Consider the following 12,260-nt stretch of genomic DNA (forward strand, 5'->3'; position numbering starts at 1 on the left):
CCATACCGGTTACACAGGAGTAAAGACCCGCATCCGCGACTGCACAAGCCGCGGACGCGAGAGGTTTCAACGGACGATTTTGATTTCGGTACGACGGTTCTGTGCGCGGCCGTCGGCAGACTTGTTATCCGCCACCGGCTGGCTTTCACCCAGGCCCGACACCGAAACGAAGCTGGCGCGCGGCACACCTTGCTGGATCAGGTATTCCACCACCGAATGCGCGCGACGATCCGACAGTTTCTGGTTGTAGGCATCGCTGCCCACGCTGTCGGTATGACCGGTCACGGTCAATTGCGCAGTGGAAGATTCCTGCTTCAGGCGCGTGGCGACTTTGTCGAGCACTTGCTTGTCGGGACCGGTCAGGGTGGCTTTGTCGAACTGGAAGTGCACATCACGGATGACAATCGTCTCTTCCTTGACCACTACCGCTTCTTCAACCACTGGCGCAGGCGTCGGCGGTGGGCAGCCGTCGGCATCGACCTGCACACCCTTAGGCGTGCCCGGGCACTTGTCGCGACTGTCCGGCACACCATCGCCGTCTTCGTCGCCATCGCCATGCACCCAGCAATAGGCCGCTGCCGTACCGCCGACCAGCAACGCACCGTAGCCGGCCCACGCCGCACTTTCCGTCGCGCCGAGACCGGCACCGACCACACCGCCGACCGCCGCACAGGTCGGCCAGTCGGTTTTCTGCAAACCTGCGCAACCAGTCAACACACTGGTTAGCAGAACCAAGGGTAATGCTGTCCGAACTATGCTCATCTAGTTTTCTCCTGAGGGATCGGCTTAAAACCGATTCAGGGAGTAAAGACCGGAGTTTTAATCTCCGCCAGCAATAGGCCACCGCTGTTTGCGACCGTGTTCACAGGCGTTTGCCTCTTTTAATGAAAAACCACGCTAGCGGACGCTTTGCCGGCGCAGTCTGGCAGGCTAGTCTTGGCGGTCTGACTGAGGAGCTTCGATGAACGTCGCCATTTCTTCACGCACGCCGCAACAGGCGTTGGCCGCTTTGCTGGACCGCTACGCCCCGGCTCGACTGTTATTGATCGGCGCCAGCGAATTCCCGGCCCTGAGCGCGTTCAAGGATGCGCACCCCAACAGCGTGGTCGCCCACGTCACGCCCGGTGCGCTGCCCACCGAACTGGCGGCGCAGCGCTTCGACCTCGCACTGGTGGTCGATTGCCTGGAACATTTACCCAAGCGCGACGGCCTGAATCTGTTGGGCGGTATTCGTAATCTCAACGCCAGCCGCATCGCCGTGCTGGCCGACCTGGCGGCCAGTGGCTGGCAGGAGACCGACTTCTATTCGCTGGCGCTGCAAGCGAGCGAACGCTTTCAACGCGACGACCAGATGCTGACCCTGTTCACCTACGATCTGCTTGACTACAAACAAGTCCCTGACTGGCTCAACTCGCGGTTCTGGGCCAATCCGGAAAACTTCGGCAAATACTGGTGGTAATGCAATGAGTACAGCCATTTGCCCGTGCGGCAGCGGCAATCTGCTGGAGGCCTGCTGCGGCCATTATCACGAAGGCCATCCGGCGCCTTGCGCCGAGGCCTTGATGCGTTCGCGCTACAGCGCTTATGTGCTGGGGCTGATCGATTATCTGGTGGCGACCACCCTGCCCGCCCAACAGGCCGGGCTGAACAAGCAATCGATCAGCGAATGGAGCGCGCAAAGTACCTGGCTGGGCCTTGAGGTGGAAGGTTCGGAGGTCTTCGGCGGCCAGCCGGAACACGCCTTTGTCACCTTCACTGCGCGCTGGCACGACAGCCAGGGCGAGCACAGTCATCGCGAGCGTTCTTCGTTCGTGCAGAACGCCGGGCGCTGGTATTTCATCGACCCGACAGTGCCGGTGAAGTTGGGGCGCAATGACAGTTGCCTTTGCGGCAGCGGACAAAAGTTCAAGAAGTGCTGCGCAGGTTACTTCGGCGTTTAAAGGACAAGATCAAAAGATCGCAGCCTGCGGCAGCTCCTACACAGCATTTGCGTTCCCTCTGTAGGAGCTGCCGAAGGCTGCGATCTTCTAGCGTCTAGACTGGCAACAAAGGGAGTACAACCATGCTTGGTCGTCGACGCACATTCCATCTTTTGTTCCTCATGCTGATCCTCAACCTCGGCGGCTGTGCCTCGTGGTTCAGTGATGACAGCGTCGAGCCCGCCGTGCATCTGGTGAACGTCGAAGTGGTGCGCGCCAAGCTGCTCGAGCAGAAATTCATCCTGCACTTTCGCCTCGATAACCCCAACGACAGTGACCTGACGGTGCGCGGGCTGGAATACCGCATTCATCTGGCTGATATCCTGTTGGCCGAGGGCGAGCATGAACACTGGTTTACCGTCGGACCGAAGCGCAGCGCTTATTTCAAGGTGCCGATTCGCACCAACCTGTGGCCGAAAGTCAAAGACGTGGTGAAAATGCTGAAAAACCCCAATCAGCAAATTCCCTATCGATTGCAGGGGGAGATGGAAACCGGTTTATTCATCGCCCACTACGTGCACCTTGAGCGCAATGGCGTGATAATCCCCGCCGATTTAATTCCGGAGCAACACCGATGACTCAACAACCTCATGTCCATGGCCCTGATTGCAACCACGATCATGACCATCATCACGACCATGACCACGGCCATGTACACGGCCCGAACTGCGGCCATGCCCACCAGGAACCGGTGCGCAACGCCCTGAAAGACGTCGGCCGCAACGACCCTTGCCCGTGCGGCAACGGCAAGAAATTCAAGAAGTGCCACGGCGCTTGATGCCCTGGGCGAAGATCTCCTTCGCCTGACAGGCCGCCTTCGCGAGCAGGCTCGCTCCCACAGCAAGGCGCGTTCCTTCAGTTGAAATGCGATCCCCTGTAGGAGTGAGCCTGCTCGCGATGAGGCCGGCACATCCGATATTGATGTCGCCTGATCTACCGCTATCGCGAGCAGGCTCACTCCCACATGACAACCGCGTTCCTTCAGTTGAAATGCGATCCCCTGTAGGAGTGAGCTTGCTCGCGATGAGGCCGGCACATCCGATATTGATGTCGCCTGATCTACCGCTATCGCGAGCAGGCTCACTCCCACATGACAACCGCGTTCCTTCAGTTGAAATGCGATCCCCTGTAGATACTCTGTTTACGGTCAAGCTTTTTGGAGGTGTTTACCGCTAAAAAGCTTGGTCGTATCGAAGTCTTCGCCAGCCTGCATGCAGGCCCAGAGTCCGGTCAGATATTTGCGCATGACTGCGACGATAGCCTGCATCTTTCTCTTTCCTCGAGCCACTAACGCTTCGTAAAACGCTTTCACGTTCGGGTCGCAACGTATGGCGGTCAGCGCAGGCATGTACATTGCTGAGCGCAAATAGGCATTGCCGCCCTTACTTATCCGGCCGGGCTTATCAATGCTGGTTCCTGATTGCGTAAGCCGGACATCGAGCCCCGCGTGGCGGCTGACCTGCGCTGACTTGAGCGTCACCGGTAAAGTAGTCAGCTCAGCCAGCGCCGCAAATACAGAAATCTCACCCATTCCCGGGGCGGCGATACTCTGTTTACGGTCAAGCTTTTTGGAGGTGTTTACCGCTAAAAAGCTTGGTCGTATCGAAGTCTTCGCCAGCCTGCATGCAGGCCCAGAGTCCGGTCAGATATTTGCGCATGACTGCGACGATAGCCTGCATCTTTCTCTTTCCTCGAGCCACTAACGCTTCGTAAAACGCTTTCACGTTCGGGTCGCAACGTATGGCGGTCAGCGCAGGCATGTACATTGCTGAGCGCAAATAGGCATTGCCGCCCTTACTTATCCGGCCGGGCTTATCAATGCTGGTTCCTGATTGCGTAAGCCGGACATCGAGCCCCGCGTGGCGGCTGACCTGCGCTGACTTGAGCGTCACCGGTAAAGTAGTCAGCTCAGCCAGCGCCGCAAATACAGAAATCTCACCCATTCCCGGGGCGGCGATCATGTGCCCGAACTGGGCGCTCAAGGTTGGGCAGTTGTCGATCAATGCCCGACCCGCAAGTCGGAAACGCTCGATTCTTTTGTCAAAGGCCTTGATGGCTTCCTCTTCGTCTTCAATCAGCATCAGAAGAGTTGTTTGAGTGGCTTTGAGCGCATGCAGCTCGTTCTTGGCGCGGGTGCGATGACACGTCAAACGATTGATGTGTCGGCCAATAGCGCGCAGCTCAAGCTGTATTGAAGTGGGCGGCGTCCACAACCTTGGGCTCATTCGTTCGCCGTATTCAGCTAATAACTGGGCATCGATCGCGTCCGTTTTGCTGTTTTTCAGCATCAGCTTTGCAAAGTTGTGAAAACTCTTCGGATTGATAACCGAGACTGGCAAACCCGCCGCAGCGAGCTCCATGGCCAAGTCCAGGTAGTAGATGCCGGTGGCTTCCATCACCACTGATAGAGGCTTGAGTTCAAGCAACTTGCTGACAGCGGCCTTACGACCCGCCGGCGTCTGCTCGATATTGCACTGACCTGCAAAACGGCCGCCATTGCGCCAGCCCATCGCTGTAGTGCGAGATCCCACATCCAAACCGACGTGCATGTTCATGCTTTCAACTCCAAGAGAACTGGGTTAAAAATGCTTCCTGGTTCCCCTGACCTCGAACTTCATGCCACTGCAACCTTGTAATGCGAAGTCCGACTTGTCGGCTTCTCGATACTCTTCGTGGTGGGCAATGAGGCGGGGGGACCTCTCTACAGACAAGGTCAGGAGCAAGTCCTGCCTTCAGGAGTGATCGGTCTCCCCCAGAAACACATCTTCGTATGTCGCACCAGCGAGCTTAGATCTCATTTCATGCTGGTGTGTGGGCAACATACAAGGAGTGAGCTTGCTCGCGATGAGGCCGGCACATCCGATATTGATGTCGCCTGATCTACCGCTATCGCGAGCAGGCTCACTCCTACAGGGGACCGCGTTCCTTCTGACGAAACGCGCTCCAATGTGGGAGCGAGCCTGCTCGCGAAGAGGCAGGCACATTCACCAAGAACATTCAACCCGCCGCCAGAATCCGTGCACAATCGACCACCGTCGCATACTCCCCATGCAGATTCCCCAACGACATTGCGTGCACCTCTTCAGCGGTACGCGGTGTGCCGAAATAATCGGCCTTGTCGAAGGTAAAACACGCATCCTCCGCCACCCACGCGTCGAACCCCAGATTGCCCGCGGTACGCGCCGTCGATTCCACCGAATTGTTTGTGGCCACACCGACGATCACCACTTGCCCGATCCCCGCTTCGCGCAACCGCCCTTCCAGACGCGTCGCACAAAATGCATCTGGCACGGCTTTCTGGATCAGCCATTCGCCGTCCTGCGGCATAAACCGCGGCTGAAAGTCCACCCCGGACTGCTCTGGCCAAAACACTGAATCCGCCGAGCGCGATAAATGCTGCACATGAATCACCGGTCGCCCGGTCCGGCGCCACAGCGCCAACAGTTCCAGCATGTTTTCTTCAGCGTGAGGGTTATTCCGACGGCCCAGGCGCGGATGCAGAATGCCCTTCTGCTGGTCGATGATGATCAGTGCGGCGCTGGCCTGCAGTTCCATGGCGATTTTTCTCATGCAAGGTCTTGGGGTTTTCCGTAGTTCAACATCTCAGCTTTCCCACAGGCAACTGCAAAGCCTCTGACCGATCAGCCGACAACTGCACAAATAACCGCTCGCCCCGCTTGCGCAGCCCTCGCCCGCTCACTAACGTAGCGGCTTTATTGCGCCCCCAGCCTTATACCCCCGCAGGAGCTTCGCCATGGCCTCGCCAGCCCTCACACATTTTCTTCCCCGGTTCGGCGTTGCCGCAGCAGTGGCCGGTGTTTTGGGCCTGTCCGGGTGCCAGACCTGGAATGCTCAGGACAGCCTGCCACCGACCGCCGGCGTGCAGCCGCTCAAGGGTCTGGCGCAGAACGTGTCGGTGCGACGCAATGCCATGGGCATGCCGTTGATCGAAAGCAACAGTTTCCATGACGCGCTGTTCAGTCTCGGCTACGTCCACGCCAGCGACCGCATCAACCAGATGGTCACCCTGCGGCTGTTGGCGCAGGGCCGGCTGGCGGAGATGTCCGGCGCCTCGATGCTCGATGCCGACCGTTACATGCGCGCCGTCAACCTGAAGAAAAGCGCCGGCGAGCTGTACAAGGCGTCGTCGCCACGGCTCAAGCGCTTCTTCGAAGTCTATGCGCGGGGCGTCAATGCCTATCTGTTCCGCTACGCCGACAAGCTGCCGGGCGACCTCGCCGCCAGCGGCTACAAGCCGGAATACTGGAAGCCGGAAGATTCGGCGCTGATTTTCGCCCTGCTGAACTTCAGCCAGTCGGCCAACCTGCCCGAGGAAATTGCCTCGCTGGTGCTGACGCAAACCGTGACCAGCGACAAACTCGCCTGGCTGTCGCCGTCCGCACCGGACGAAAATCTGCCACTGGCCGAGGCCGACAAACTGCAAGGCGTCAAGCTCAACGGGCAAATCCCCGGTTTGAGCGAACTGAGCAACGCCAGCCAACAACTGTCGGCGCTGAACCTGCTCGGCACGCCGACTGCGAACAACTGGGCGATCGCCCCGCAACGCAGCCGCAGCGGCAAGAGCCTGCTGGCCAGCGACGCCCATGGGCCGCTGGCCGCGCCGTCGCTGTGGAGCTTCGTGCAGATCCGCGCACCGAAATATCAGGCGGCGGGCGTGACGATTGCCGGTTTGCCAATGGTCCTCGGCGGCTTCAACGGTAAAGTCGCCTGGAGCATGAGCAGCGTACTCGGTGATAACCAGGACCTGTTTCTGGAAAAAATCCGTCGTCAGGGCAGCAGCCTGACCTACGAGGTCAACGGCAAATGGCAGCCGCTGGGCGTGCGCAACGAAACCTATTTCGTCAAAGGCCAGCGGCCGATTCGCGAAGCGGTGTACGAAACTCGCCATGGCGCGCTGCTCAACAGTGCGCAGGCAGCGGCGCAAGGCAGCGGTTTCGGCCTGGCCTTGCAGATGCCGAGTTTCACCGATGACAAAACCCTCGACGCGTTCTTCGACCTGACACGCGCGCAAAACGTCGAGCGTGCTTCCGACGCGAGCCGCGAGATCCGCGCCATCACGCTGAACCTGGTGTTCGCCGATGCGAGCAATATCGGCTGGCAAGTCACCGGACGTTTCCCCAACCGCCGCGAAGGCGAAGGCCTGCTGCCCTCGCCGGGCTGGGACGGTCGTTACGACTGGGACGGTTACGCCGACCCGATGCTGCACCCCTACGATCAGGACCCGGCCCAAGGCTGGCTCGGCACGGCCAACCAGCGCGTCATCCCGGACGGTTACGGCATGCAGCTGTCGAAATCCTGGGCGGCACCGGAGCGTGGCGAACGCCTGGCCGAACTGGCCGGCAGCGGCAAGCATGACAGCCGCAGCGTCATCGCGATGCAGTACGACCAAACCACTACTTTCGCCGCCAAGCTGAAAAAAGTCTTCGAAGCTCCAGGCATGAAGCAGCCGCTGAAACAGGCCATTGATGGCCTGCCAGAAGCCGAGCGCAGCAAGGCCCGCGAAGCCTTCACGCGCTTGATGGCGTTCGATGGCAAGCTCAGCCCGACCTCGGCGGATGCGGCGCTTTATGAATTGTTTCTGCAGGAAAGCATGAAGCAGATCTTCCTCGACGAACTGGGGCCTGAGTCCAGCCCGGCGTGGAAAGCCTTTATCGCCAGCGGCGATCTGTCTTATGCGGCGCAGGCCGATCATCTGCTTGGCCGCGAGGACAGTCCGTTCTGGGACGACGTTCGCACGCCGCAGAAGGAAGACAAAAGCGTGATTCTGGCCCGCAGCCTGGCGGCGGCGATCACCGCAGGTGACAGTCAATTGGGCGGCGATCACCGTGCCTGGCAGTGGGGCAAATTGCACAGCTACGCCTGGAAAAACAGCAACGGCCAGACCGTGCGCGGGCCGCTGGCAGCGGGTGGCGATCACACCACGCTGAACGCCTCGGCGTTTGCCTGGGGTCAGGATTTCGCCACAACGCGGGCGCCGTCGATGCGTTTTATCGTCGACTTCGGCCAGAGCGAACCGCTGATGGCGCAGAACGGTACGGGGCAATCGGGCAATCCGCTGAGTCCGAACTACCTGAATGGTATCGATGCGTGGCTGAAGGGGCAGTACATCGGTCTGCCGATGCAGCCGCAGAACTTTGATCGGGTGTATGGCAAGAGTCGTTTGACCCTGACTCCCGGTAAATAGATCAACAGCTCCCCTGTAGGAGTGAGCCTGCTCGCGATAGCGATCCGACCGCCAAATTGAAGCGTCAGACACAGCGCCATCGCGAGCAGGCTCACTCCTACAGGGGCTTGAGTCGTCCCGGAAAACCAATCGAACTTCCCGCCTCACCCCAGCCTCATATTTAACAAGCCCCCCATTGCGGTCACGACATGGATCTTGTTATTGCCCGACCCGAAGGTCTGTACTGCCCCGCCGGGGATTTCTATATCGATCCGTGGCGGCCGGTCGAACGTTCGGTGATCACCCATGCCCACGGCGATCACGCGCGCAGCGGCAATCAGCATTACCTCGCCAGCAGCGCCAGCGAAGGCATTCTGCGCGCACGGCTGGGCCAGGACATCAATCTGCAAACCCTTGATTACGGTCAGCGCCTGAGCCATCAAGGTGTCACCCTGAGTTTTCATCCGGCCGGCCATGTGCTCGGTTCGGCGCAGGTGCGCCTGGAATATGGTGGCGAAGTCTGGGTCGCGTCGGGGGATTACAAGGTCGAGCCGGACGGCACCTGCGCGCCATTCGAACCGGTGCGCTGCCACACCTTCATCACCGAATCGACCTTCGGCCTGCCGATCTACCGCTGGCAACCGCAGGCGCAGATTTTCGACGAAATCAATCAGTGGTGGGCCGCCAATATCGCCGCCGGCAAGGCCAGCGTGTTGTTCTGCTACTCGTTCGGCAAGGCCCAGCGGATTCTCCACGGCATCGACGAAAGCCTCGGGCCGATCCTTAGCCACGGTGCGGTGGAACCGCTCAACCGGGTTTATCGCGAAGCCGGCGTGTATCTGCCGCAAACCCTTTACGCCGGCGATGTGAAAAAAACCGACCCGATGATGCGTCAGGCCCTGGTTATTGCCCCGCCCTCGGCGGGCGGCAGTAGCTGGATGCGCCGTTTCGGCGATTTCAGCGATGCCTTCGCCAGCGGCTGGATGCGCCTGCGCGGTACTCGTCGGCGGCGTGGTGTGGATCGCGGCTTTGTCTTATCTGATCACGCCGACTGGCCCGGCCTGCTCTGGGCGATCAACCAGACCGGCGCAGAACGGGTGATGGTCACGCACGGTTCGATCGGCGTGCTCGTGCGTCACCTGCGCGAACAGGGTCTGGACGCACAAGGCTTCAACACCGAATACGGCGATGACGAAGAGGACAACATCGCCGTCGAGCCCACCGTTACCGAGACGTCCGCATGAAAGCTTTCGCCGAGTTGTACGCCGAACTCGACGCGACCACGTCCAGCAACGCCAAACTGGCGGCGATGCAGGCGTACTTCGCCCAGGCTGCACCGGAAGATGCCGGGTGGGCGGTGTATTTCTTGTCCGGTGGGCGCCCACGGCAGTTGGTGCCGGTGCGTATTCTGCGCGAGCTGGCCGTCGAGGTGTCCGGGCTGCAGCCATGGTTGTTCGAAGAGAGCTATCAAGCGGTCGGCGATCTGGCCGAGACCATTTCTCTTGTGCTGCCGGAGAATTCGCACAGCTCCGAGGCCGGTCTCGCCGAATGGATCGAAGACAAACTGCTGCCACTGCGCGGCGAAAGCCCTGAATACCTGGCGCGGCAACTGCCGGCGTTGTGGGCGCAACTGGACCGGCCCAGCCTGATGCTGTGCATCAAACTGATCACCGGCAGCTTCCGCGTCGGAGTATCGAAACTGCTGGTCACCCGCGCGCTGGCGTCGATGGCCGGGCTGGACAGCAAACGCGTGGCCCAGCGTCTGGTCGGTTACACCGATCTGTCGAACCGGCCCAGCGCCGCCAGTTATCTGAAACTGATCGCCGCGGAATCCGCCGACGAGCATGCCCAACGTGGCGGTCAGCCCTACCCCTTTTTTCTCGCCCACGCCTTGTCGCAACCAGTCGAGGAGTTCGACGCGTTGCTCGGGCCCGCCAGCGACTGGCAGGTGGAATGGAAGTGGGATGGCATCCGCGCCCAAGTGGTCAAGCGTGACGGCAAATTGTGGGTGTGGTCGCGCGGTGAAGAGCTGGTGACCGAGCGTTTCCCTGAGTTCGATGTGCTGGTGCACGGTTTGCCCGACGGCACGGTGATCGACGGCGAAATCGTCGTGTGGAAAAGCACCCATCCAACCACCGAAGATGCCTTCGACCCGCAATCCAGCGAGCCGCCGGCGGTGCAGCCCTTCGCCCTGCTGCAACAACGCATCGGCCGCAAGACCCTCGACAAGAAAATCCTCGATGAAGTGCCGGTGGTGGTGCTTGCCTACGACCTGTTGGAATGGCAAGGCGAAGACTGGCGCAACCAGCCTCAAGTCAAACGTCGTGCGCAACTGGAGCAGGTGATCGCCCGCTGCAACAGCCCGGTGCTGCTGCCCTCGCCAGTGCTGACCGGCACAGACTGGTTCGACCTCGGTCGCCAGCGCGAAGCGTCGCGCAAACTGGGGGTCGAGGGCATGATGCTCAAGGCGCGCGATTCGTTGTATGGCGTCGGTCGGACCAAGGACATGGGCGTGTGGTGGAAGTGGAAGGTCGACCCGTTCAGTGTCGATGCGGTATTGATCTATGCCCAGCGCGGGCATGGCCGCCGCGCCAGTCTGTACAGCGATTACACTTTTGCCGTGTGGGACGGCCCGCCGGAGTCGAGCCAACGCACGCTGGTGCCGTTTGCCAAGGCGTATTCGGGCCTGACCGACGAAGAAATGCGCCAGGTCGACAGCATCGTGCGCAAAACGACGGTGGAGAAATTCGGTCCGGTGAGCAGCGTGAAACCCAGCCTGGTGTTCGAATTGGGCTTCGAAGGCATCGCCCTTTCGCGCCGGCACAAGAGCGGAATCGCCGTGCGTTTCCCGCGGATGCTGCGCTGGCGCAAGGACAAAACCGTGGAAGAAGCCGACAGCCTCGCTACCCTGCAGGACCTGTTGGCCTGATTGGTTCTCGAGACAACGCAGAACCCTGTGGCGAGGGGATTTATCCCCGATGGGCTGCGCAGCGGCCCCCAGCAATGTCCCCCTGAAATCGTGCACTCAGTTTTTGGCGCCTGCTGCGCAGTCGATCGGGGATAAATCCCCTCGCCACAGTTTACTGACTACCCTCTGCTTCGCGCTTGATCCAAAGCGGTGCACCGAAATCGCAACGCCCGTTTCCGGGCATTCAATCGTCCTCCTGCCTCCCCGCTCAACCTTTTAAAACACTTGTTCGGGACTCTGGTTCGGAAATTGCTACTTTCTCTAGGTCGTAAGCGTTGCAGTAACAATAATTCTGCGCCACAAGCGCTCATATTGGTTCTTAGGGATTGAATAATGAAAAAAGCATTGCTGACCCTTTCTGCACTGGCGTTGTGCATGGCCGCCGGCTCCGCGCTGGCCAAGGAATACAAAGAGCTGCGCTTTGGCGTCGACCCTTCGTACGCACCGTTCGAGTCGAAAGCGGCCGACGGCAGCCTGGTCGGGTTCGACATTGACCTGGGCAACGCGATCTGCGCCGAATTGAAGGTCAAGTGCAAGTGGGTCGAAAGCGACTTCGACGGCATGATTCCGGGCCTCAAGGCCAACAAATTCGACGGTGTGATCTCGTCGATGACCGTGACCCCGGCCCGCGAAAAAGTCATCGACTTCTCCAACGAGTTGTTTTCCGGCCCGACCGCGTACGTATTCAAGAAGGGCTCCGGCATCACCGCTGATGCCGCCTCGCTGAAGGGCAAAACGGTCGGTTATGAGCAGGGCACCATTCAGGAAGCCTACGCCAAAGCCGTGCTGGACAAGGCCGGCGTGAAAACCCAGGCCTACCAGAACCAGGATCAGGTGTATTCCGACCTGACCTCCGGCCGTCTCGACGCAGGCATCCAGGACATGTTGCAAGCCGAGCTGGGCTTTTTGAAGTCGCCAAAAGGCGCCGATTATGAAATCAGCCAGCCAGTGGACAGCGAATTGCTGCCGTCGAAAACCGCGATCGGTATCAAGAAAGGTAACACTGAGCTGAAAGCACTTTTGGATAAAGGTATCAAAGCGTTACACGACGACGGCAAGTACGCCGAGATTCAAAAGAAACACTTTGGCGATCTGAATTTGTACAGCGGCAAATAATGCTCCGGCGCCC

11 protein-coding genes and 1 pseudogene are annotated in these 12,260 nt (G+C 59.8%); 8 read left to right on the forward strand and 4 right to left on the reverse strand.

What is annotated here, in order from left to right:
* Positions 1-66 precede the first annotated feature (66 nt).
* Positions 67-762: an OmpA family protein gene (locus tag HU739_RS11390; protein WP_186552029.1), complete on the reverse strand. Its 696-nt coding sequence runs from the start codon at positions 760-762 to the stop codon at positions 67-69.
* A gap of 199 nt (positions 763-961) precedes the next feature.
* Here HU739_RS11390 and HU739_RS11395 point away from each other — a divergent pair, with 199 nt between their 5' ends.
* From HU739_RS11395 to HU739_RS11410, 4 genes are all read left to right on the forward strand, one after another.
* Positions 962-1,459, forward strand: a complete 498-nt coding sequence (locus HU739_RS11395) for a DUF6231 family protein (RefSeq protein WP_186552030.1) — start codon at positions 962-964, stop codon at positions 1,457-1,459.
* Between the two features lie 4 nt (positions 1,460-1,463).
* Complete coding sequence (locus HU739_RS11400) at positions 1,464-1,940, forward strand: YchJ family protein (protein WP_186552031.1); 477 nt, start codon at positions 1,464-1,466, stop codon at positions 1,938-1,940.
* A 122-nt stretch (positions 1,941-2,062) separates the two neighbouring features.
* On the forward strand, positions 2,063-2,557 hold the full coding sequence (locus HU739_RS11405; RefSeq protein WP_186552032.1) for an LEA type 2 family protein: 495 nt from the start codon (positions 2,063-2,065) through the stop codon (positions 2,555-2,557).
* Positions 2,554-2,757 carry an SEC-C metal-binding domain-containing protein gene (locus HU739_RS11410; RefSeq protein ID WP_003198420.1) on the forward strand — a complete coding sequence of 68 codons (204 nt, stop codon included), beginning with the start codon at positions 2,554-2,556 and terminating at the stop codon, positions 2,755-2,757. Before HU739_RS11405 ends, HU739_RS11410 begins: the two co-directional genes overlap by 4 nt.
* Before the next feature lie 369 nt (positions 2,758-3,126).
* On the opposite strand, the pseudogene HU739_RS11415 reads toward HU739_RS11410, so the two are convergent.
* The 3 genes and pseudogenes from HU739_RS11415 to HU739_RS11425 form a co-directional block, all read right to left on the reverse strand.
* A pseudogene (locus HU739_RS11415) lies at positions 3,127-3,525 on the reverse strand (transposase); the annotation flags it as partial.
* 13 nt (positions 3,526-3,538) lie between these two features.
* Positions 3,539-4,534: an IS110 family RNA-guided transposase gene (locus tag HU739_RS11420; protein ID WP_217844294.1), complete on the reverse strand. Its 996-nt coding sequence runs from the start codon at positions 4,532-4,534 to the stop codon at positions 3,539-3,541.
* A gap of 442 nt (positions 4,535-4,976) precedes the next feature.
* Positions 4,977-5,534 (reverse strand): cysteine hydrolase family protein, encoded by a 558-nt coding sequence (locus HU739_RS11425; protein WP_186552426.1) that lies wholly within the window; start codon positions 5,532-5,534, stop codon positions 4,977-4,979.
* A 199-nt stretch (positions 5,535-5,733) separates the two neighbouring features.
* Between HU739_RS11425 and HU739_RS11430 the strand changes: the two genes are divergently transcribed.
* From HU739_RS11430 to HU739_RS11445, 4 genes are all read left to right on the forward strand, one after another.
* On the forward strand, positions 5,734-8,184 hold the full coding sequence (locus HU739_RS11430; protein ID WP_186552425.1) for a penicillin acylase family protein: 2,451 nt from the start codon (positions 5,734-5,736) through the stop codon (positions 8,182-8,184).
* 188 nt (positions 8,185-8,372) lie between these two features.
* Entirely contained in the window at positions 8,373-9,407 is a 1,035-nt protein-coding gene (locus HU739_RS11435; RefSeq protein WP_186552424.1) for a ligase-associated DNA damage response exonuclease, read from the forward strand.
* On the forward strand, positions 9,404-11,092 hold the full coding sequence (locus HU739_RS11440; protein ID WP_186552423.1) for an ATP-dependent DNA ligase: 1,689 nt from the start codon (positions 9,404-9,406) through the stop codon (positions 11,090-11,092). Before HU739_RS11435 ends, HU739_RS11440 begins: the two co-directional genes overlap by 4 nt.
* Positions 11,093-11,464: 372 nt before the next feature.
* Entirely contained in the window at positions 11,465-12,247 is a 783-nt protein-coding gene (locus HU739_RS11445) for a transporter substrate-binding domain-containing protein (RefSeq protein WP_186552422.1), read from the forward strand.
* Positions 12,248-12,260: the final 13 nt, after the last annotated feature.

This window comes from Pseudomonas hamedanensis (assembly GCF_014268595.2).
In the GTDB taxonomy this organism is placed as follows: domain Bacteria; phylum Pseudomonadota; class Gammaproteobacteria; order Pseudomonadales; family Pseudomonadaceae; genus Aquipseudomonas; species Aquipseudomonas hamedanensis.